Below are 21,844 nucleotides of genomic sequence, written 5' to 3'. Positions count from 1 at the left end.
AGGCCCTGCTTTCATGCGCTCTCAGCGCCGAGACCACTCCAACGAGAACCCAAGTCCTATAACCCGACGCCAAGTTCGGTATGACAACGGCTTCTGAGGCCAACCCAGCCCGGCCGGCGCTTGAGGCCAACCCAGCCCGGCCGGCGCTTGAGGCCAACCCAGCCCGGCCGGCGCTTGAGGCCGACCCAGCCAACCCAACCCCAGGCGCCGACCAAGCAACCGTCGACGAGGACGAAACGCGAAACCTACTCGGTCGCAATCGAGCGCAAGACCGGCAACCGCGCAGCCCGCGCAGCGGGCCTCGCCCCGGCGGCCAACCCACCGATCGCGCCAACCCCCACCAGCACGGCCAATTGCACCGTGGGCACCGAGAAGGGAAGCGGCGCCCCCGTGTTCGCCCCGCCGATCGCTCCAATCGCGACCCAGCCCAGGAACAGACCCACCACGAGCCCGGCCACCGCCCCGATCACCGCAACCAACGTGGACTCCCAACGCAGCGCCGACCGCACTTGCGCCCGCGCGGCTCCGATCGCCCGCAACAACCCCAGCTCACGGGTGCGTTCGTGGGCGGCGAGGGACAGCGTGTTCGCGATCCCGCCGAGCGCGATCACCAACGCGAGCGCGAGCAGCACGTAGACCACCGCGACCAGCGTCTGCAACATCGCGGCACGCGCGGCCACGAACCCCTCACGATCGCGCACCGGCGGCGCGCCGTAGTCCTTCGCCAACCGCCGCACCTCGGCCTTGACCGCGTCGGTCGAGGCACCGGGCGCCAACCGCAACACCGTCGCCGCGTCCAGCGCCGCGTCCGCGTGCGGCTCCCAGGCGAGACGATCGATCAGGTAGTCGCCGACCACGGCCGTGCGGTCGTACAAACCGGTGACCGTGAACGTCTGTCGCGCGCCGTCCGGGAAGGTGACCTCCGCGGTCGAACCGAGCCGCCAACCGCGCTCCTTCGCGGCATCCTCGGACACCGCCATGCCGTTCACGCCGAGCCCGGTCACCCGACCGTCACGCACGTCGAGATCGAACAGCCGGTCCAGCCGGGCCGAGTCCACGGCCAACAACTGCCGGCCGTGCCCGTCCACGAGCGCGCCCGCGTTGCGAATCCCGGTCGCCGCCTCGACTCCGGGCAACTCTGCTGCCTTGCTGGTGAGTTCCGGACTGTGGCCGCCGCCGGCCCAACCGCCCGGCGAGGATCCGCCGATCACCAGTTGGCCGGCGATCACCTTCCGGGTCTGCTCGCCGGCGCCCTCCTTGAGCGAGGCCGCGAATACGGCGAACAGCGTGACAATGGCGATCCCGAGCAACATCGCGGTGGCCGCGCCGGCGGTCCGGCGCGGACTGCGCAGCAGGTTGCCCCGGGCCAACGCACCGGGTGCGCCGCGCAGTCGCGGCAGCAGTGCGGTGAGCGGTCCACCGGCCGCCCGAATGCCCGCCGGGGCAACCAGCAGGACACCCGCGAGCAGCGCCGGGGCGGCGATCGCCAGACCCACCAGGCCGCCGCCGACGATGCCCACGCCGAGGCCGGCGGCCAGCAGCACCAGGCCCGCGATCAACCGGCGCCGAGGCAGTTCGACGCGCTCCGCGCCCGCTCCGCGCAGCGCGGTCACCGGCGCCACCCGCGAGCCGCGCACCGCCGGCACCAGGGCCGCGAACGCCGTCACCACGATGCCCACCGGCAACACCGTCAACGCGGTGGTCGCCTTGAACGTCAGCCCGCGGGCCGGCAGTTCGAAGCCGAGCCCGGCGAAGAGCTCCTTGAGTCCGGCGGCCAGCCCGAGCCCGGCCGCGAGGCCGAGTGCGGACGCCACCACACCGATCACGACGGCCTCGATCAGCGCCTGTCGCAACACCTGGCCGCGGCTCGCGCCCAGGGCCCGCATCAGCGCCACCTCCCGGGTGCGCTGCGCGGCGACCACGGAGAACGTGTGATTGATCGAGAAGGCCGCGACGACCAGCGCGATCGCGGCGAAGACGGTCAGGAAGGTACGGAAGACGCTCAGGAAGCCGTCCTCCACGGCGGACACCGCCTCGCCGGTGGCCACACTGCCGGGCACCGCCTGGACGTCGGCGGGCAGCGCCCGCTGGATCCGCGCGGCCAATTCCTTCTGGTCGGTGCCGGCCGCCGCGCGCACCGCGATCGTGCCGACCTTGCCGGGATCGCGCAGCACGTGCTGCCGCGCGCCGTCGAGGTCGAACGCCGTGTAGGAGCCGCCGCCGAAGGCGTCCAGGTCACCGAAGGTGGCGACGCCCACGATGGTGACCGGGACCGGTCCCGGGGTCAGCACGGTGACCCGGTCGCCGGGCTCCAGGTGCCCCTGTTTGGCGGTGGCCCGGTCGATCACCACCTCGTCGGGCGCCGCCGGCGCCCGGCCGGCGGCCAGACGATAGGGCGTCAGGGCCGGGTCGGGCACCCAGTTGCCCGCCATCCGCGGACCGTTGCCGGTGAGCGCCTTGCCGTCCTTGCCGACCACCTGGCCGTAGCCCTGGATCACCGGCTCGGCGCCCGCGACGCCGGGCACCGCCCGGACCCGGTCCACCAGCGCCGCGTCGATGCCGCCGCGCTGGGTGCCCGGGTCGTCGGTCACCGAGGTCGCGTTGCGCACCACCACGTCGGTACCGGCGCCGCTGTCCCGGATCAGCCCGCCGATGGAGGAGTTCATCGTGTCGGCGAGCACCAGCGCGCCGGAGAGGAAGGCCGTGCCGAGCAGCACCGCCAGGGCGAGTCCCACGAGCCGGCGTTTGCGGGCCCACAGGTTGGCGAGCGAGAGACGAATCAGCATCGCGGGTCACTCCCCTCGGGCGCCGGCACCGGCGGCGACGCGGTCGAACGCCTTCATCCGGTCGAGCACCCGATCCGGAGTGGGCTCCTGCATGTGGTCCGCGATCCGGCCGTCGGCCAGGAAGACCACGCTGTCCGCGTAGCCGGCGGCGACCGGGTCGTGGGTGACCATCAGCACGGTCTGGTCGAGTTCGTCCACCGCGTCGCGCAGCAGCGTGAGCACCTCGGCGCCCGAGCGCGAGTCGAGGTTGCCGGTCGGCTCGTCCGCCATCACGATCTCCGGCCGGCCGACCAGTGCCCGGGCCACCGCGACCCGCTGCTGCTGCCCGCCGGAGAGCTCGCCGGGCCGGTGGTGCAGTCGCCGGTCCAACTCGACCGCCGCGACCACCCGGTCCAGCCAGCCCTGGTCCGCCTTGCGGCCGGCCAGCGACGCGGGCAGCACGATGTTCTCCAGCGCGGTCATCGTGGGCAGCAGGTTGAATGCCTGGAAGACGAACCCGATCCGGTCCCGACGCAGCCGGGTGAGCTGCCGGTCGGTCAGTGCACCCAGTTCGGTGTCACCGAGGAAGACGGCGCCGTCGCTGACCTCGTCGAGTCCGGCCAGGCAGTGCAGCAGGGTGGACTTGCCGGAGCCGGAGGGACCCATCACGGCGGTGAACCGGCCGCGTGGGAAGCCGATACTGACGTCGTCCAGGGCGCGCACGGTGGTGTCCCCGTCGCCGTGCACCCGCGAGACGCGTTCGGCGCGCGCCGCGTAGGAGTTGGGGTCGATGCTCGTGGTCATGACGATCCTTGTCGGAGAGAGAACGGACGTGCGGGACGGGACGAGTGCCGTGGACCGGGACCGCGGATCGGTACTACGAACCGCTGTCGCGGACCGGTATCGCGGACCGGTCGGACCGGCCCCCGGGCCGTTTGCTCCGAACCGGAGCCGGGCGGCCGTACGGACCGGTGCTATGCGACCGGATTGCGAACCGGCGCCGAGGACCGGAGCCCAGGCGTGGATCGGCCCACGCCGACGGATTCGCGAGCGCCGGCCGCCTCGCCGGTCGGGTCGGACGCGGTCGAGCGGTCCCCCGGGGCGTTCTCGGCGCGGCGGCGCGCCCGGGGCCGGCCTCGGCCGCGGTCGCCCGAGGGCTTGAACACGGACAGCGCCGTCGAGACGATCAGCGCGACCAGCTGGAAGATCACCACGACCAGGTGCCAGGTCTGCAGCGGCGGCAGCGCGTCCGCGTTCCCATCGGACGCGGAGGCGGCGATCAGCCGGTGCGCGAACTGGCTCACCACGGCGGCGCCGGTCACGATCACCGCGACCAGCAGCACGATCTTGACCTTGATCCACAGGTGTTGCCACAGCCCCCACGGCGTGTACAGGCACAGCAGCACACCGGTGATCAGGGACAACACGGCGAACGGGATGCCGCCCGCCAAAGCGAAGATCCGCATGAGTTGATACGCGCCGTGGCGCAGGGCCGGGTCGTCGGTCGACCGGGCCACGATGCCGATCAGCAGCATGACCCACTCGACACCCAGGAGACCGACCGCGAACACGACGTGCCCGGAGTTGACCGCCCTGCGGACGGACCTCGGGAAGCGCCGGTTCCCGGTCGTCGGGGACGCGTTCACAGTGACCTCCTGGAAGTGGTGCGGGACACGGACGCGAGGTCGGGCGAAGGGCCCGGGCCGCGGCGGCGAGGTGCGGAAACCGGGTTCGTTCCGGGGCCTCGTCGACAAGGTCAACTCTCGCGATTCGCGCCCCGGCCGGCGTCCGGCCCGGGGATGCACCGGGCCTGCTGCCCGGGCAGGTCGAAGGGCCCGTCGACCAGCGTCTTCCTGCTCCCGGGGGAGCAGCCGACAGCGCTTCGTCTGCTCCCCCGGGAGCAGCCGACAAGCCCACGCGCAGCCGACGCGCGACGCCGCCCACTCCCCCTACCGTTGATCACATGACGAGCCCCTCGAATCCCCCGACCCGGCGCCCGGGCTCGCGGCCCGGATCACCGTGGTCGCGGGTTTCCCGCCCCGGCGCGCGCTGGCTCGAGCACCTCCTCGGTCCGGTGCCCCGCGTGGTGCGCGACGTCGCGCTCGCGCTGCTGGTGTGTGTGGTGCAAGTGGCCGCGACGGCCTTCGCGGCCCACCGCCAGCCGGACGCCCCGCGGGATCTTGACGTGTGGGGCGTGCTGCTGATCGCGCTCGGCCCGCTGGCCCTGGCCGTGCGCCGCCGCCACCCGGCGGGCGTGCTCCTGGTGGCGGTCGGCTCGGCACTGCTCTATACGTCGCTCGACTATCCGCGCGGGCCGATCTTCCTGGCGATGATCATCGCGCTGTGGAGCGCGTTCGCCGCCGGTCTACGCCTCCTGTCGTATGTGGTCCTCGTGCTGGGCTACACCGGTTTCGTGTGGATCTCGCCGCTGTTGACCTCGGAGGCCACGCCCGACGTCGCGCCCGCGCTGGGCATCGCCGCGTGGCTGCTGGTGCTCGCGGGCATCGGCGAGATGGTTCGGCTGCGCCGCGCCTTCAACGCCGCCGAGGCGCAGCGGGCCCGCGTGCAGTCGCTCGGCCTGGCCGAGGCCGAGCGGCGCCGGGCGGGCGACGAACGGTTGCGGATCGCCCGCGAGTTGCACGACGTGCTCGCCCATCACATCTCGCTGATGAACGTGCAGGCGTCGGTGGGCCTGGAGTTGATGGACTCGTCGCCCGAGCAGGCCCGGGAGGCACTGACCGCGGTCAAGTACGCGAGCCGCGAGGCGCTGGGCGAACTGCGCTCGGTGCTGGACATCCTCAAGGGCGACTCGGTGGACCGCTCGGGTCCGGACGGCGCCCCACGCGCGCCCACCGCGGGCCTGGACCGGCTGGACGAGCTGGTCGCGCGTACGTCCGCCGGCGGGCTGACCGTCCGGGTCGAGCGCTCGGGCACCGCGCGCCCGTTGACTTCGGCGGTGGACCTGGCGGCGTATCGGATCGTGCAGGAGGCGTTGACCAACACCCTGCGGCACGCCGCGGCGAGCGACGCCGTGGTGGGCGTGACCTATGGGGAGAGCGGGTTGGAGCTGTCGGTCCGCGACAACGGTCGAGGCGTGCGGCCCGAGTCGAGGTCGGCTCCCGCCGATGCGCTGGTCTCCGGCGGCAACGGGCTGCACGGCATGCGCCGGCGGGCCGCCGCGCTCGGTGGCCGTTGTGTCGCGGGGCCGGTTCCCGGGCGCGGCTTCCGCGTTCAGGCGCACCTCCCCTACGGTGATCGCGCCGACGGGCATGATGGCGGTGGACATCCGCCGACCGGATCGGCGGCGAACGCGGGCGGTCCGGCGCAGTCCATCGAGGGGGACGCATGATCAGGTTGGTGCTGGCCGACGACCAGGCGCTGGTGCGCGCGGGCTTTCGGGCCCTGCTGGCCGCGCAGCCGGACATGGAGGTCGTGGGCGAGGCGGGCGAGGGCGGCGAGGCGGTCCGACTCACCGGCGAACTGCGCCCCGACGTCGTGCTGATGGACATCCGGATGCCGGGCATGGACGGTCTGGAGGCGGCCCGGGTGATCGCGGCGGATCCGGCGCTGACCGACGTCCGGGTGATCATCCTGACCACGTTCGACCTGGACGAGTACGTCTTCGAGGCGCTGCGCAACGGCGCGAGCGGCTTCCTGGTCAAGGACACCGAACCGGCCGAACTCCTGCGCGGGGTAAGGGTGGTCGCGGCGGGCGACGCTTTGTTGTCGCCGAACGTGACTCGCCGGTTGATCGAGGAGTACGCGGCCGGCGCCTCGCGCCCGACCGCCGCGCCGGCCGCCGAACTGGCGCTGCTCACCGAGCGCGAGCGGGAGATCGTCGGGCTGGTCGGTCGCGGCCTGTCCAACGACGAGATCGCCGAGCACCTGGTGCTCAGTCCGCTCACCGCGAAGACCCACGTCAGCCGCGCGATGACCAAGCTGTCCGTGCGCGACCGGGCCCAACTGGTGGTCTTCGCCTACGAGACCGGCCTGGTCACCCCGGGCCGCACCTCCCCGTGACCGGCCGACGCGAGTCGCCGACCCCAACCCCGGCACCCGACACGGGCATCGACGCCGCACCGACGCGAGCGCCGGGCGGGCCGGCCCGTCCGCCGCTCGCGTCGGTGCACGGACCGCGCTATTCCTTGGCGCCGACCGCGTCGATCGGAGCCAACCGCAGCAGCCGGCGGGCCACCGGGGCCACCGTCAGTGGGGCCAGTAGGAGGGCGGCCGCACTGATCGCCAGGCACAGCGGCAGCGGGACGTACGGGGTCGAGGTGTCGAACGAGCCCTTGTTGAACGGCACCAGGGTGGCCATCGCCACCGACATGCCCAGCCCCAGTCCGATCGCACCGACCATGATCGCCTCGCGCCGCAGCACCGCCCGAACCTGGCCGTGGGTGCTGCCGATCATCCGCATCAGGCCCAACTCCCGGTTCCGGGCCGCCGTGGTGACCGCCATCGTGTTGATCGCGGCGATCGTCGCGAAGCCCGCGAGGATGACCAGCATGATGTAGTTCAGCCACTTGTTGGTCTCGCGGTCCTTGTCGACCTGGGTCGCGTAGGCGGCGCGGTCCTGTACCGACGCTCCCGGGTGACGCTGCGTCAGACCGGTCAGCGCCGCGTCCGCGGCCCGCGTGTCCGCGCCGGGGGCGAACCGCACCAGCAGCCGGCTGTCCAGCGCCGTCTCCACGTGTGTCTCGACCGCGGCCCGCGGCAGCGTCACGCCGGCGGTGCCCAGGCCGCGATCGTAGATCGCCACCACGATCGGGTCGATCGCGGTACCGTCCCCGAGCCACATCGAGACCGGCTCGCCGACCTTGCCGTGCAGCGCCGATGCCACCTCGCGGTCCAACGCGACCGCTCCGCCCGCCGGTTGCGGCGCACCGGGTCGCAGCGCGTCGGTGCTGCCCTCGCGCACACCCAGATCCAGCGTGCTCGCCAGATCCTGCGCGGTGCCCCCGATGCCCTGCGCGCTCTGCTTCTGCAGGCCGCCGTCCCGGACCACCACGACCGCGGTGTTCAGCACCGACGTCACCGAAGCGACACCGGGTGTGCCGGCCACCTTGGCGGTGGTCTGCGGAATGAAGCCCGGCCCGGCCAGCACCCGATCGGCGGTGATCGCGTCCCGGGACTGCACACTCGCGTGGTGATCCTCGGCCGCGAACATGAAGCTCAGCGTGGCCGCGAAGGCGACCGCCAGCGCGATCGGGGTGATCGCCGACGCGAGTCGCCGCGAGTTGGCCCGGGCGTTGTCGAACGCGAGTTGTCCGGTGGTGCCGAACAGGCTCCCGACCCACCCGAACACCGAGACGCACACGTGCGCCAGGATCGGGCCGAGCAGTCCGATCGCGAGCATGAACAGCATGATCACGCCGCCGGCCGCGGCGATCGCGTCGTCACCGGTCGCGTTCAGCGCGATCCGGGTCACCGCGATTCCGCCGCCGAGCGCACCGAGACCGAGCACCAGTCGGATCCAGCCGACGAAGACCCGCTCGACAGCGGCGTCGCCCAGGGCCTCGGTCGGCTTGATCTTCGCACTGCGCCGCGCCGCGAGCAGTCCCGCGCCCAGCGCGGTCAGCGTCCCCGCCCCGACGGCCACGACCATCGGGATCCAGCCCACCGACAGCGTGACGCCGTGCGCGACCAGGCCCCGGTCGTCCATGGCGGAGAACCACCAGCGGGCCAGCAGCGTGCCGGGCAGCACCCCGACGACACCCGCCACCAGGGACACCAGACCGGTCTCGGTGGCGATCATCCGGCGGATCTGCCACGGCGTGGCGCCCACCGCGCGCAGCAGCGCGATGTCGCGCCGGCGCTGCCCCACCGACAGCGCGGTGGCGCCCGCGACCACGAAGATCGCCACCATGAGCACGATGCCGCCCAGGGTGCCGCCGATCGCGGTGAACATCTCCTTGGTGTTCCCGAAGTCGGTGTACTCGGCCGCCCCGCGGTCGTCCCCGGTGGACACCTTGGCACCGGTGCCCGTCAGCGCGGCCCGCACGTCCTGGGCGACCTTGCCGGTGTCCGCGCCGGCCGCCGGAAGCACGCCGATCGCGGTGACCGTGCCGGGATGCCCGGCCAACCGCTGCGCGTCCGCGTCGGGCACGTACAGGTGCGCACCCCGACCCGGCAGCACGCCGCTCACCCGCAGCGCGACCTCACCGCCGGGCGTGGTCAACCGCACGCTGTCGCCGACCTTGGCCGAACCGGCGGCATCGGTGGTCAACACGACCTCACCGGCACGCGGCGCGGTGCCCTCGCGGGTACCGGCCAACGGCGCCGAGGACCACCCGTGCCCGTCCACCACGGCCCGCTCGGTCTGCGCCGGGAAGGTCAGGTCGGGGATCACCGAGCCCACCCCCGGCACGGCCGCGATCCGCCCGGCGAGCCCGGCGTCGAGCCGGGTCCGCTCGGGCAGCGGGGCCGACTCGGTGTATGTACCCTCCCCCTTGCCCAACCGCTTGCTCACGTCGTTGGGCCCGCTGACCAGGACCGGCGTGTCGGCATAGCGCTCGGTGGTGGCGTGCGCGCGGATCCCGCTCTCCATGAACACGCCGCACATCGTGACCAGCATCGCGGCGAACAGCAGCGCCACGAACGAGCCCGCGAAGGACGCGGGCCGAAAGCGCACCGAGGTGCTTGCGAGACCGTTGGGTCGAAACAACGACATCAGGCGGCCCATCCCTGCCGTGCGTTCACCTGGGACAGGTCGACCATCCGGGCGGCGATCGCCTCCGGGGTGGGCCGGTACAGCTCGCCCGCGAGGTTGCCCTCGGCCAGGAAGACCACCCGGTCCGCGTAGGAGGCGGCGACCGGGTCGTGGGTGACCATCACGATGGTGGCGCCGGTCTCGTCCACGGCCCGGCGCAGCAGCGAGAGCACCTCGGCGGCGGTGGTGGTGTCCAGCGCGCCGGTGGGCTCGTCCGCGAAGAGCACGTCGGGTCGGGTGACCAGGGCCCGGGCGATCGCCACGCGCTGCTGTTGGCCGCCGGACAGTTGCGCCGGCCGACGGCCGGAGTGCCGGTCGAGGCCGACCATGGCGAGCACCTCGGCGGCCCGCCGCCGGTCGGCGCGTACGCCCGCCAACCGCAGCGGCAGCAGCACGTTCTTCTCGACCGTGAGCGAGGGCAGCAGGTTGAACGCCTGGAAGACGAAGCCGAGTCGGGTCCGGCGCAGCCGGGTGAGCTCGTTCTCCTTCATCGCGGTCAGGTCGTCGGTGCCCAGGAGCACCCGGCCGCCGTCCGGCCGGTCCAGACCGGCGGCGCAGTGCAGGAAGGTGCTCTTGCCGGACCCGGACGGGCCCATCACGGCGGTGAAGGTACCCCGGGGAATCGCCAGGTCGATGCCGCGCAGCGCGTGCACGGCCGACTCGCCCTTGCCGTACGCCTTGGTCACCGCGTCCAGCCGGACCGCGCAGTCGACCGACGCGGGCGCCGCGTACCGCGGCGAGTTCGCGGCATCCCGCTTCGCCTGTCGTGTACCGCGGCCGCCTCGCCCGAACATGGTGCCTCCTGTGACCCGTAACGCCTGTCGAAACCAACAGGTTCGACGCTACGGATCGGCGCCCCTTCGGCACGAGGGTGCGACCACGCGGATCGGGGGTGGGGACAACCCCACCCCCGGGCGGGGGGTCGGGACGCGGGTGGTGCGGCCCGCCCCACCACCGACATGCTCAGGCGACGGGGCGGGCGCCCGGCTTGGCCCGGCTGGGCACCACGAAGGTGACCCCGAGTGCGACGAGCGCGGCCGCGGCGGCGCAGATGAAGGTCAGCACGAAGCCGCGTTCGGCGGGCAGTCCGCCGGGGCCGGGGTTGGCGGTGAGCAGCGTCGTGGAGATCGCGCTCGCACAGGACATGCCGACGGTGCGGGCGATCGTGTTGATGCCGGTGGCGATGCCGGTCTGCTCGACCGGGACCGCGCCGACGATGAGGTTGGCCATCGCCGACATGGCGAGCCCGATGCCGATGCCGAAGACGAACATCGCGAGCAGGATGTGCCGGCCGCTGGTGTGCAGGACGGCCAGGAACGCGAACCCGGCGGCCATCAGCACGCAGCCGGCGATCATCGCCATCTTCGAGCCGAAGCGCTTGTCGATCACGCCCGCCATCGGGCCGATCAGCAACATCGCGAAGGCCTGCGGGAGCACGTACAGACCGGACACGGTCACCGTGGTGCCGAAGCCGTAGCCGGTGCTCTCCGGCATCTGGAGGAAGCGCGGCACGAGCAGCATGCCCGCCATCATCGAGAAACCGACGAGCAGGCCGCCGAGGTTGGTCGCCCACACCCCGCGCAGCCGCATCACCCGCATGTCCACGAGCGGTTCGTCCGCGCGCGATTCGGCGAGCACCCAAAGGCCGAGGAAGACGATGCCGACCGCGAACAGGCCGACGGTGTTCACCGAGCCCCAGCCCCAGGACTCGCCCTTGCTCAGCGCGAGCAGTACGCCGACCAGGCCGAGCGACATCAGCGCGCCGCCGAGCCAGTGGATCCGTGCCTTGACCCGGACCGGCGATTCGGGGATCAGGAACCACGACGCGATCGCGGTGACCAGGCAGGTCACCATCGGGATCCAGAACAGCCAGTGGTAGGACAGGTGGTCCATGATCGGGCCGGTGACCACGATGCCTATGCCGCCGCCGATGCCCATGATCGCGGACATCAGGCCGATCGCACCGGCCCGGCGCTCCGGCGGGAACTCGTCGCGCACGATGCCGAAGGAGAGCGGGAAGACCGCGCCGCCGAAGCCCTGGATCACCCGGCCGATGATCATCAGGCCGACCGAGTCGGCCAGCGCGCAGACCAGCGAACCGACCGCGAGCATGCCGATGGTGAACACGAACAGGCGCTTCTTGCCGTACATGTCGCCCAGCCGCCCGAGGATGGGCGTGGTCACCGAGGCGCACAGCAGGTAGCCGGTCATCAGCCACGAGGTCGCGTCGGCGCTCGCGCCGATCTCGGTCTGGATCTGCGGGAGGGCCGGCGCCAGCATCGACTGGAGCAACGAGTAGGTCAGCGCACCCATGATCAGGACGAGCAGGACGAACCCGGTCCGGCTCATGCCTGCGGGCGCGGTCGTGATCGGGGTTCCGGGTGCGGCGGGCGGGACAGTGGCGGACGGCGCCTGCTGCGCGCTCTTCAAGACTGGTTCCTTACATATACGGGCCACCGACGGAGACACACGGTGGGCCGCGACAGGGTTTTTGGTTGGGTGTATCAACCGACTTTATGCGCCCCCGGAACACGTGATCACCGCCGGGCGGAGCACCGGGGGTAAATTCCCTGTAAGTATTTGGTGCGCAAGAGCCAGAAATACGCCAAATATCGGGCAAATCCCAAGCCGCGATTCTGTGTCAAGATCGATCTGACGCATCGTCACTTCTTGGGAGGGCAACCCCGTGGCGGATCGAGAACCCGAACTGCGCATCACCCACATCTCCGAGGCCCCGTGGCACGAGGTCAAGGCCCAGTCGCACGGCGGCCGGCGCACGTCGGTCTGGGAGAAGTTCCTGGAGTGGTCCCCCGAGCGGTTGGTCATCTACGCCCGCTACGACGCGGGTGTAGTGGTCGAACGGCACGGCCACATGTCCGAGCACTACGTCTTCGTCGTGGCCGGCGAGGTCCTGATCGGCGACCGCCCGTGCCCCACCGGCACTCACATCACCCTCGAACAGGGCGCCGCGTTCGGCCCCCTGATCGCCGGCCCCGAGGGCGCGACCCTGTACGAGATCATGTGCGGCGACCCCCGGGCCGTCCCCGCCGACCGCGCGGGCTTCGAACGCCTGTGTGCCGAGCGCGACATCACCCCGCTCCCCAACCCGCCGGTCCCCTGGCCGGATTGGTTGTCCGCACGCACCGACAGCGACGTCGGGGACGGTACGAGCCGGTAGGCGGAGACAACGAGGCCGAGGCCGGCACGACACGCCGGCCCGGCCGGCACGGCACAGAGGCCGGCGGGCACGGACCGGGGACGGCTTCGGCCCGCGCCCGGGCCGAAGCCGTCCCGCCGGGCCGGGCCGCAGACGCGCGCGAGCCACAACGGCGCCGAACCGCGACCCGTCCGCACCGAAAGCAGGCCACCGGCGACCAGGTGGCCCTATTCCCGGGATCCACCGGTTGCCTAGCCTCGGCCCATGGACTCGAAACCGGACCACCCCATGGCGAATCCGAATCCCGACGCGGACCCCGGTCGCGCGCTCTCGAACTGGAGCACCGACCCCGGTTGGCTGAACACCGCGAGCAGTGGCCTGCCGCCGAACGTCGCCTACGAGGCGCTGACCCGGGCCCAGGAGACCTGGCGGCGCGGGCGCACCGACATGGACGGGTTCCACGCGGCCGGCGAGCGGGCCCGGGCCACGTTCGGACGGATCGTCGGCGCGCCGGCCGAGACGATCATGGCGGGCAACACCACCTCCGGCCTGCTCGCCCCGTTCGCCGCCGGGCTTCCGGTCGGCGGGCGGCTCGTGGTGCCCGAGGTCGAATTCACCTCGAACCTGTTCCCGTGGCTGGTCCAGGAGGCCCGGGGCGTCGAGGTGGTCACGGTGCCGCCGGCCAAACTCGTCGACGCGATCGACGAGCGCACCACGGCCGTCGCGTTCAGCCTGGTCCAGTCCGCCGACGGCTCGATCGCCGCCGAGGCGGACATCGTCGCGGCGGCCCGCGCGTACGGCGCGAGCGTGTACGTGGACGGCACGCAGGCCTGTGGTTGGCTGCCGCTGGACGCGACCCGCTACGACCTGTTCGTGGTCAGCGCCTACAAGTGGCTGATGGCACCGCGCGGCACGGCCTACGGCTACGTCGCACCGGAGTTGGCCGCGCGTACCCTCCCGCACGCCGCGAACTGGTACGCCGGCGCCGCCGACGGCGACCCCTACTACGGCCCGCCGTTGCGCCTGACCGACACCGCGCGCCGATTCGACACCTCGCCGGCCTGGTTCTGCCAGGTGGGCGCCGACCCCGCGCTCGACCTGGTCGAGCGGATCGGCGTCGAGCACATCCACGCCCACGACGTGGCCCTCGCCAACCGCTTCCTGGCCGGCCTGGGCCTGCCTCCCGGCGACAGCGCGATCGTCGCGATCGACATCCCCGACGCCAAGGAGCGCCTGGAGGCCGCCGACATCCGGTTCTCGGCCCGCGCCGGCCGCACCCGACTGGCCTTCCACGTGTACAACACCGACGCCGACGTCGACGCCGCCGTCACCGCGCTCACCTCCTGAGCCACCCGATACCGACCCGATGCCGCCCCGGCGGCACCCACCCGCCCGTCACCGACGGCACCGAGCCACCGACCCACCCAACCAACGGGCGGACGCGGCAGCGGGCACCGGGACACCGCCCGGTGCCCGACCGAACCGACCGGCCCCCGCGCCTTTACAGCAGCACCGCCGCCAGCGACCGCCAATCCGCCGCCGGGGCCGCGTCGAACGTCTCGCCCAGGACCTGCACGCAGACGTGGTCGGCGCCGGCGGCGAAGTGCGCGTCGACCGCCGCGCGGATCGCCGACTCGTCGCCCGACGCCACGAGCCGATCCACCATGCGCTCGCTGCCGCCGTCGGCGAAGTCCTCCTCGGTCAGGCCCAGTCGCAGCCAGTTGCGGCGGTAGTTGGGCAGCGTCGCGTACGTCCGCAGATGCTCGCGGCCCCGGCGCAGCGCGGTCTCCCGGTCCGTGGTCGGCACGACCGCCTGCTCCACCGCGAGCAGCCGATCCGGGCCCAGTGCCGCGCGTGCCTCGGCGGTGTGCTCGGGCGTGACCAGATACGTGTGCGCTCCCTCGGACCGCTCGCGCGCGAGGTCCAGCATTCTCGGGCCGAGCGCCGCGAGCACGCGGGCCGGGCGCGGGCCGTCGCCGCCGGGCGCGAGGTACAGGGAGGAGTCCATCGCGTCCAGGTACTCGCGCATGTGCGCGAGCGGCTTCTCGTACCTGTGCCCACCCGGCCGCAGCCCCTCGACCAGCCCGCTGTGGCTGATCCCGAGGCCGGTCAGGAACCGCTCGGGGTACGCCTCGTGCACGGTACGCGCCGCCGCGTTGGCGGCCATCGCGTCCCGGGCCCACACGTTGGCGATGCCGGTCGCGGCGGCGATGCGCGGCGCGGCGCCCAGGACGAGCATCGCCTGGGTGAACGCCTCACGGCCCACCGTCTCGCCCCACCACAGCGCGCCGTAGCCGAGTTCGTCGAGTTCGGCCACGGTCTCCCGCAGCCGGGACACGGGCATGAAGTCGAGCGCGGCGGTCCACAGCCCGATCCGGCCCAGGTCGGGAACGGACCGCGCCGCGGCCGATGTCGGTTGGGGTGTCGCCGGCGGTGTCGGTGTGGTCATGGCACGCTCCCGAGTTCTCTGTAACGCCGTAACAGAAGCTGTCTCCCGCACCATACCGGTCGACATGGGTCACCCTTGGTTCCGAGGGAACCATCGACGCGGAATCATGGTCTGGTCACACGAACCACTTGCCAACCGCGCCCACGCCGTTGCCGGATCCGTCGGAGACCTCGTGCAGAGTCCACTGTTCAACCACACGGTGAGCCAGTCCGCCGAGCGTTACAGCCTGCAGAACGCGCACATGTTGCGGGTGCTGCTGAGCCCCGAGGTGGGCACCGAGGTACTGGCCCGCAAGGGCGCGATGGTGGCCTATCAGGGCAACGTGCAGTTCGAGGGGGCGTTCCAGACCGCCGCCGAGATCCGCACCGGCGCGCTGACCGGCGACATGTTGGACCTGATGCGCTGCCACGGACACGGCACGGTCTACCTCGCCAATCAGGCGCAGAGCATCCACATCCTGAATCTGCACAACGAGGCGCTGATCGTCGAGGACGAGAACGTCCTGGCCCTGGACGGCACGCTGAACTGGAGCGTCGTACAGATCGACGCCGGCTACAACGTGGGCGGCATGGGCGCCTATTCGATGCAGATCGGCGGCACCGGCAAGATCGTCATCACCACGTCCGGCGCGCCGCTGGTACTGCGCGCGTCCAACGACCGCGAGGTGTTCGCGGACGCCGACGCGGTGATCGCCTGGACCGCCGGCCTCCAGACCAGCCTGCAGGCGCAGACCACGTCGCAGCGCATCTGGCGCCGCCGCCGACAGACCGGCGAAGGCTGGACGATGGCCTTCATCGGAGAGGGCTACGTGGTGGTCCAGCCCAGCGAGATCCTGCCCGCGAACCTGACCGCGACCGAGAACAACCGCCACTTCGGCATGGGTCGGGACGGCTTCCAGAACAACACCTGGGCCGGCCCCGGCGGCCCACACGGCGCCCCGCCGCCCCCACAGCCGGGCCCGTACGGCCCGCCCGGCCCCCAGGGTCCGTACGGTCCTCCCCCGCCCGGCCCCTACGGTCCCCCCGGACCGTACGGACCGCCACGCTGACCCCCGCGCCCACCACGGGTCCGTGAGCCTGCCGGACCTACGGCTGCCGTTTGCGCGGTAGGCGTGCCAACTGCCGGGACTGGGCGACCAGTCGGCCCGTCGAGTCCCAGACCTCGCCGTCCTCCTCGAGGTAGCCGCCCGCCGGATTGCGGGTGGCCAGCGCCACCCGCAGCCACCCCGGCGCCGGCCTGGCCCGGACATGCACGGTCAACTCCACCGTGGGCACCCACCCGCGCACGCCGAGGTCGAACGCGGTCGGCACGAGCGAGTCGACCGCGAGCAGCAGCGCCAGTGCATCCGGGGCACGACCGTCCGCGAGCCGCCACCAGGCCCGAATCTCCCCACGCCCGGACGGCCGCCCGGTCGACCAGCCGGCGGTCGCCGGGTCGAGCAGTTGCTCGCTGCGGTCCATGAACGTGGTGCGCCGAAAGGGCGCCGCGCCGGCGGCGCTCGCCGCGCACTCCTCGGGCGAGGGCAGCGCCGGCGGCCGGGCACTCGTACGCACCTCCGGGTCCAGCGCGGCCAGGTCGCCGTAGGAGGCGGCCACGTGCACCCGAATCTCGCCGTCCTGCACGATCCGCGCGGTGCCGGTGCTCAGGGTGCGCCCGGTACGCAGGACCTCCGTGCGCACCTCGGCCGGCCCCGGGTGTGACGTGGTCAGGTAGTGCGCGGTGATCGTGAACGGATCGGGGTGCGGCAGTGTCGCACCGAGCGCGCGGCCGGCGAGGGCGAGCAGGTATCCGCCGTTGAGGCCCATCCCGAACGCCCAGTCCGGCGAGAGCGTGGTGTCGTACACGCCCGGCGCGTCCGGGCGCGCGACGCACGTGGTGTCCCGGTCGAGTTCGTAGTCGGGCGCGGCGCCGGACGGCCCGGTCTCGGCGGATGCCTGTTCGGTCATGGCGGCGACTCCAGGGGCGGCTGACGGGAAGCGACTGACGGGCAAACAGCTTGGCACAGTCACATATCCCGACCGCCGCCCCACCTCACCGAGGCCGGCCAAGTCACCGGCGCACCCTCACAGGTACGAGCCGTCCTCCTCCGCGTCCCCGCCCAGAAGAACGTGCGGCGGACCCACCTCTGCGTTCTGCCGCAGCATCAGGGTCAACCGGATGCCACCCCACAGCCCTTCCAGCCAGCCGATCAACTGCGCCTGCACTATCCGCAGTTCCGCGCCGCTGGGCGCACCCACCCCGGCGAACGGCCCGGTGAGGCGCTCCAGCTCCTCGTACAGATCGGGCGCGAGCGAACGGCGCAGCTCGGGCAGCGAGCGCTCGTAGACGGCGCGCACCCGCCCTCGGCCGGGCTCGTCGAGCGGTGCGTCGCGCAGCTCCTCCAACAGGTGGCGAATCATCTCGGCGACGCGCATCACGCGATCGGGGGCCGGGACCAATTCGCCGAGCGGGCGTTGATCGTCCCCTTCGCGGGTGGTGGTGACAGTCGGATCAACCATGGGCCGCGCCTACCCCGCGCCGGAGGCCGAAAACGCCGGCCGGGTTCAACCGCGCATCCGCGACGCGGGCGGAACGGGCGGCTCGGACGGCCCCGGGTCGCACGCTCGCGACGGCTGCGGGTCTTCGTCGGGCACCGGGTGCGCACGCGCCGTATCGGTGTCGGCCGGCTGCTCCGGCACCGGGCGGTCACCCACCGGTACCGGCCCGATCGCCGCCCCCGCCGGCGGGCCGGCCGCCCACGCGTCGGCGTTCCGCTCCACGCGCGCCCGCGCCTTGGCGGCTCGAAGCAGCACGATCACGCACGCGAGGAACACCAGGTATGCGGCCACCCCCACCACCAGCCAGGTCCACACAGCCCTCTCCCCACGCCAGTCGATCACCAAGAGCTATCAACCGAAATCTACCCGTAAGCGAGGCTCACCCAACGCGTCTGGTGCGTCCGCCTCGTGCGGGTTCCGTGGAGAACCTGCGAAGGCCCGCCGACCGCATCGGCCGATACGCCGGCAAACCGACCCGCCGAGCGCCCGACGAAACCCCATGCCCCGGAAGGACGTCCGGGGCCGGCGCCGAGTTCCCCGCCTCGACCCGCCCGAATCCGCCCTCGGCACGCCTTTCGAGCGAGCCGGATTCTGCCCCGCCGGGACAACCGCACACCGGACGCTTGCGAAAGACTCACTACCGATATATCGTTGAAGCATCGCGAACGATCGCGATACACACAGTAGATCGAACGGCGGCTCGACGAGTCGCCTCATCACAGGGAGAAACCCATGCACCGCAGCAAAGGACGCCTCCAGTGGGGCGCAGAAGGACAGAACCGCCCGGCCTTCGGACCGTGGGGCCCGCCCGGCCCCGGCCCGTGGGGACGCGGGCACGGCCACGGTGGACGTGGCGGACCGGAAGGGCGCGGCCGAGGCCGTGGGCGCGGTCGCGCCCGGCGCGGTGACGTACGGGCCTCGATCCTGGCCCTGCTCACCGAACGGCCCATGCACGGCTACGAGATGATCCAGGAAATCGGCGAGCGCACCGGCGGCGTGTGGAAGCCCAGCCCCGGTTCGGTCTACCCCACCCTCCAACTGCTGGAGGACGAGGGCGTGATCGAGGGCGTCGAGGGCAGCGGCCGCAAGCTGTTCACCCTCACCGACGCCGGGCGCGAGGAAGCCGCCGCGCTTCCCGAGGGCACCAAGCCCTGGGACGAGGCCAGCCAGGGCGTCGACTTCGAGGCGGTCCACGACCTGCGCTCGGCGATGCACGGCATCGGCGACGCACTGCGCCAGCTCATGATGAACGGCACCGAGGCGCAGCGGGCCAAGGCCCTGGAGGTCGTCACGGACACCCGCAAGCGGCTCTACCTGATCCTGGCCGAAGCCGACTGATGTGGGTCGCCCGGATCGCCGATCACCGCTTGCGGCTCGGAGCGCCCGTTCCGCCCCGCAGGCAGGTCCCCCGCAGGGCGTCCCGGTAGTCGAACCCGACTGCCGGGACGCCCTGCGGTCACCCGCGTCACCGGTCGCACCCGCGGATCACCAGGGCGCGACCCGATAGTCCTTGAGGAAGCACCCGAACACCGGCTCCCCCCGCTCCCCGCGCACTATGGGGTCGTACACCCGGGCCGCGCCGTCGACGATGTCCAACGGCGTGCGGAACCCGGTCGCGGCCACCCGCGTCTTGTCGGGATGCGGCTTCTCGTCGGTGATCCAGCCGGTGTCGACGCTGGTCAGGTACACCCCGTGACCGGCCAGATCCTCGGCGCTGGTCCGGGTGAGCATGTTCAACGCGGCCTTGGCCATATTGGTGTGCGGATGCCCGGGCGCCTTGTACGCGCGCCCGAACTGACCCTCCACCGCCGACACGTTGACGATGTAGCGCCGCTCGCACGCGGCCCGGCGCAGCAGCGGCAACAACCGGCTCACCAGCACGAACGGCGCGGTCACGTTGACGAGCTGCACCTCGAGCAGCTCCACCGGATCCACCTCGTCGACCCGCTTGGACCAGGAGTTGACCGGCGCCCGGTCCGGGAGCAGCCCCGCCGCGTCCGGCGCGAGCCGGGCCGGCACCGATCCGGGCGCCGTCGAGGTCGCGTCCCACTCGTCGGCGGGCGACCGGTCGAGCGCGAACTCGAACGCACCCGCCCCGAGCGCGGCCCGCTCGGCGGCGAGCAGCGGTCCGTAGGCCGACGCGGGTCGACGGATGGTCTGGGCCGCGTTGTTGACCAGGATGTCCAGCGGGCGTCCCTCGGCGACCAGTCGATCGCACCACGCGACCAGCCCACCGAGGTCGCGCAGGTCGATCGCGTGCACGTGCAGCCGATGCGCCCACACGTCGTGGTCGGGCGCGGCGGCGAACCGCTCGTGTGTGTCGTGCGGGAAGCGCGACGTCACGATCACCTCCGCGCCGTCGCGCAGGAGTTTGAGCACCAGCTCGTAACCGATCTTCACCCGGCCGCCGGTGACCAGGGCCAGCCGGCCGGTGAGGTCGGCGCGGGCGTGGCGCCGCTGCCGGTTCTCCGCCGCGCACGGTGGGCACAGCCGGTGATAGAAGCCGTCCACCTGCCGATACGGCCGCTTGCAGATGTAGCAGCGCAGGCCCATCTCCACCACGCCGACGCACGTGGGCAGCCCGGTGTCCTCCAGCGGGAGGTCCTCGACCCGGTCGGCGGCGCCCAGCGCGGTGCGCTCGGTCACCTCGGTGCGCTCCGTGCGCCGCAGCGCGCGCTGCTCGGCCCGGCGGCGATGACGCCCCGAGCGAATGAAGGACGCGAGCACCTGCTCGATCCGGCGTCGCTCGGGTGCGTCCGGCGGGAGGTCGGACATCGCGCCGAGCACGGCGAGACAGTCCTCGAGGGACGGTGGGACGGGAAGTGTGTCCGAGTCGGTCATGGGGTCCCCCCGAGGGACTTGCGGCGGATCCGGCGACCGGCCCTATGGCTCCGCGGGATCCGCGAAGCGGGCGTCGCTCGGGGGCGTCGGCGACTCTCCCATGGGCTCGCTCCCTTCGCGGACGGATCCCGGGCCGATGTCGCCGAAGCGGCGGATCGACGCGTCGGCGGTTCACCGACGGACCGTCACATTAGCGAGGCGTCACCGGACCGGTCACCGGCTTTTCGCTCTCTCCCGGGCCTGTCCCAGGGGCCTGGCCGGGCCGCGCCACGTGGAGGCGGCGCCCGGACAGGGCCTAACCGCGTCCGTCCACCACCGCGCGCAGCAGGTCGAGTTCGGATACCGAGCCGGGCTCGCCGCCGATGGCGGCCAATCGGTTCGCCGCGCGTTGCAGTTCGGCGTTGACCGGGGTCGGCACGCCGTGCAGGCGGCCGATCCGGACGATCTCGCCGTTGAGGTAGTCGGTCTCGATGCCGCCGGTGTGCCGGTACAGGCTCTGCCAGGACGAGCCGCCGGGCCGCCGTTCACCACCCACCGGGCGTACCTGCACGAGGGGGCTGACCGGCGCGAACTCGGCGTGGATCCCGGCCGAGAAGAGCACCGTGCGCGCCTCGTCCATCGCGAGTCGGTCCAGATTTCCGCCGCGCGCGTTCGGGCCGCACAGTGCCTCGACCGCGTTGCCCAGGTTGGTCACCAGCTTGCCGTACTTGTACGCGGTGATGTCCGGGTACACCTCGGAGCCGTAGCCGGCGCCCGACAGGACACGTGACACCTGGGCCGCGAAGGCGTCCCGGCCGTGCGGGTACCGGCCGATGTCCAGGACTCCGGTCACCGGCGACGAGTACGCGCGCACGACGCCGGGTTCGAGGTAGGCGGACGGGCACGCGACCAGGACGCCGTACACGTTCGCGAACAGGCGCAGCGCCGCGTCCTCGTTGGCCACGCCGTTCTGCGCGCACAGGATCGGCACCCGCGAGTCGGCGTAGCGGGCCAACTCGCGCAGCGCGCCGGCGGTGTCGTGGGACTTGACGCACAGCACCACCGCGTCCACCTCGGCCCAGTCCACGAGGGAATCCAGCGTCGCGATGTCGGTCACCGCGGCGAGGCGCACCACGTCCTCGCCGTCGGGGGTCAGGACCCGCAGTCCGTGGGCGCCGATCGCGTCGACGTGCACGCGCCGGCCGACCAGGTGTACGTCGTGCCCCGACTGCGCGAGGCGAGCGCCGAGGACGCCGCCGACTGCCCCGGCCCCCAGGACTACAAATCGCATGGCCGATCCCTCCCCGACGCGAGAGCCCATCCAAACACGTCAGGGCACCGCCGTGGGGTCCGCGAGGCCACCGGTTTTCCGGTCTGCCGGACGCCACGGCACGACCGCCGCGA

At 72.5% G+C, this 21,844-nt stretch carries 18 protein-coding genes; 6 read left to right on the top strand and 12 right to left on the bottom strand.

Going from position 1 to position 21,844, the window contains the following annotated elements:
• Nucleotides 1-245: 245 nt before the first annotated feature.
• The 3 genes from ACIBSV_RS40620 to ACIBSV_RS40610 form a co-directional block, all read right to left on the bottom strand.
• Nucleotides 246-2,786 carry an FtsX-like permease family protein gene (locus ACIBSV_RS40620; protein ID WP_395872302.1) on the bottom strand — a complete coding sequence of 847 codons (2,541 nt, stop codon included), beginning with the start codon at nucleotides 2,784-2,786 and terminating at the stop codon, nucleotides 246-248.
• 6 nt (nucleotides 2,787-2,792) lie between these two features.
• Nucleotides 2,793-3,569 carry an ABC transporter ATP-binding protein gene (locus ACIBSV_RS40615; protein ID WP_395872300.1) on the bottom strand — a complete coding sequence of 259 codons (777 nt, stop codon included), beginning with the start codon at nucleotides 3,567-3,569 and terminating at the stop codon, nucleotides 2,793-2,795.
• A 170-nt stretch (nucleotides 3,570-3,739) separates the two neighbouring features.
• Nucleotides 3,740-4,411: a DUF2269 family protein gene (locus ACIBSV_RS40610; protein WP_395872299.1), complete on the bottom strand. Its 672-nt coding sequence runs from the start codon at nucleotides 4,409-4,411 to the stop codon at nucleotides 3,740-3,742.
• A gap of 437 nt (nucleotides 4,412-4,848) precedes the next feature.
• Here ACIBSV_RS40610 and ACIBSV_RS40605 point away from each other — a divergent pair, with 437 nt between their 5' ends.
• Nucleotides 4,849-6,114 carry a sensor histidine kinase gene (locus ACIBSV_RS40605; RefSeq protein WP_395872297.1) on the top strand — a complete coding sequence of 422 codons (1,266 nt, stop codon included), beginning with the start codon at nucleotides 4,849-4,851 and terminating at the stop codon, nucleotides 6,112-6,114.
• Nucleotides 6,111-6,785, top strand: coding sequence for a response regulator (locus tag ACIBSV_RS40600; protein WP_395872295.1), 675 nt, complete (start codon nucleotides 6,111-6,113; stop codon nucleotides 6,783-6,785). Before ACIBSV_RS40605 ends, ACIBSV_RS40600 begins: the two co-directional genes overlap by 4 nt.
• 118 nt (nucleotides 6,786-6,903) lie before the next feature.
• Here ACIBSV_RS40600 and ACIBSV_RS40595 read toward each other — a convergent pair whose 3' ends face one another.
• From ACIBSV_RS40595 to ACIBSV_RS40585, 3 genes are all read right to left on the bottom strand, one after another.
• Nucleotides 6,904-9,438 carry an ABC transporter permease gene (locus tag ACIBSV_RS40595; RefSeq protein ID WP_395872293.1) on the bottom strand — a complete coding sequence of 845 codons (2,535 nt, stop codon included), beginning with the start codon at nucleotides 9,436-9,438 and terminating at the stop codon, nucleotides 6,904-6,906.
• Entirely contained in the window at nucleotides 9,438-10,271 is an 834-nt protein-coding gene (locus ACIBSV_RS40590) for an ABC transporter ATP-binding protein (protein WP_395872291.1), read from the bottom strand. Before ACIBSV_RS40590 ends, ACIBSV_RS40595 begins: the two co-directional genes overlap by 1 nt.
• A 169-nt stretch (nucleotides 10,272-10,440) precedes the next feature.
• Nucleotides 10,441-11,907, bottom strand: a complete 1,467-nt coding sequence (locus ACIBSV_RS40585) for an MFS transporter (RefSeq protein WP_395872290.1) — start codon at nucleotides 11,905-11,907, stop codon at nucleotides 10,441-10,443.
• Between the two features lie 256 nt (nucleotides 11,908-12,163).
• Between ACIBSV_RS40585 and ACIBSV_RS40580 the strand changes: the two genes are divergently transcribed.
• Together ACIBSV_RS40580 and ACIBSV_RS40575 are read left to right on the top strand one after the other, a co-directional pair.
• Complete coding sequence (locus ACIBSV_RS40580) at nucleotides 12,164-12,655, top strand: hypothetical protein (protein WP_395872288.1); 492 nt, start codon at nucleotides 12,164-12,166, stop codon at nucleotides 12,653-12,655.
• 243 nt (nucleotides 12,656-12,898) lie between these two features.
• Nucleotides 12,899-13,981 (top strand): aminotransferase class V-fold PLP-dependent enzyme, encoded by a 1,083-nt coding sequence (locus tag ACIBSV_RS40575; RefSeq protein WP_395872286.1) that lies wholly within the window; start codon nucleotides 12,899-12,901, stop codon nucleotides 13,979-13,981.
• A gap of 154 nt (nucleotides 13,982-14,135) precedes the next feature.
• On the opposite strand, the gene ACIBSV_RS40570 is transcribed toward ACIBSV_RS40575, so the two are convergent.
• A complete protein-coding gene (locus tag ACIBSV_RS40570; RefSeq protein WP_395872284.1) occupies nucleotides 14,136-15,083 on the bottom strand; it encodes a TIGR03620 family F420-dependent LLM class oxidoreductase in 948 nt (315 codons plus the stop codon).
• Between the two features lie 172 nt (nucleotides 15,084-15,255).
• Between ACIBSV_RS40570 and ACIBSV_RS40565 the strand changes: the two genes are divergently transcribed.
• Nucleotides 15,256-16,131, top strand: coding sequence for an AIM24 family protein (locus ACIBSV_RS40565; protein ID WP_395872282.1), 876 nt, complete (start codon nucleotides 15,256-15,258; stop codon nucleotides 16,129-16,131).
• A gap of 37 nt (nucleotides 16,132-16,168) precedes the next feature.
• Here the strand turns inward: ACIBSV_RS40565 and ACIBSV_RS40560 are convergent, their stop codons facing one another.
• The 3 genes from ACIBSV_RS40560 to ACIBSV_RS40550 all read right to left on the bottom strand — a co-directional run bounded on the left by ACIBSV_RS40560 (nucleotide 16,169) and on the right by ACIBSV_RS40550 (nucleotide 17,935).
• On the bottom strand, nucleotides 16,169-17,029 hold the full coding sequence (locus tag ACIBSV_RS40560) for a thioesterase family protein (protein ID WP_395872280.1): 861 nt from the start codon (nucleotides 17,027-17,029) through the stop codon (nucleotides 16,169-16,171).
• A gap of 117 nt (nucleotides 17,030-17,146) precedes the next feature.
• Nucleotides 17,147-17,581, bottom strand: a complete 435-nt coding sequence (locus ACIBSV_RS40555) for a proteasome activator (RefSeq protein WP_395872278.1) — start codon at nucleotides 17,579-17,581, stop codon at nucleotides 17,147-17,149.
• A gap of 45 nt (nucleotides 17,582-17,626) precedes the next feature.
• Entirely contained in the window at nucleotides 17,627-17,935 is a 309-nt protein-coding gene (locus ACIBSV_RS40550; protein WP_395872276.1) for a hypothetical protein, read from the bottom strand.
• 417 nt (nucleotides 17,936-18,352) lie between these two features.
• On the opposite strand from ACIBSV_RS40550, the gene ACIBSV_RS40545 reads away from it, so the two are divergent.
• Nucleotides 18,353-18,958, top strand: coding sequence for a PadR family transcriptional regulator (locus ACIBSV_RS40545; protein ID WP_395872274.1), 606 nt, complete (start codon nucleotides 18,353-18,355; stop codon nucleotides 18,956-18,958).
• Nucleotides 18,959-19,105: 147 nt separating this feature from the next.
• Here ACIBSV_RS40545 and ACIBSV_RS40540 read toward each other — a convergent pair whose 3' ends face one another.
• Together ACIBSV_RS40540 and ACIBSV_RS40535 are read right to left on the bottom strand one after the other, a co-directional pair.
• Nucleotides 19,106-20,461, bottom strand: a complete 1,356-nt coding sequence (locus tag ACIBSV_RS40540) for an SDR family NAD(P)-dependent oxidoreductase (RefSeq protein WP_395872272.1) — start codon at nucleotides 20,459-20,461, stop codon at nucleotides 19,106-19,108.
• A gap of 295 nt (nucleotides 20,462-20,756) precedes the next feature.
• Nucleotides 20,757-21,731 carry a ketopantoate reductase family protein gene (locus ACIBSV_RS40535; RefSeq protein WP_395872271.1) on the bottom strand — a complete coding sequence of 325 codons (975 nt, stop codon included), beginning with the start codon at nucleotides 21,729-21,731 and terminating at the stop codon, nucleotides 20,757-20,759.
• Between the last annotated feature and the right edge of the window lie 113 nt (nucleotides 21,732-21,844).

Origin of the sequence: Embleya sp. NPDC050154 (genome assembly GCF_044460165.1) — a bacterium.
GTDB lineage: Bacteria > Actinomycetota > Actinomycetes > Streptomycetales > Streptomycetaceae > Embleya.
Note: the sequence above shows the minus strand (reverse complement) of the source record. Positions and strands in the feature narration are given on the sequence as shown.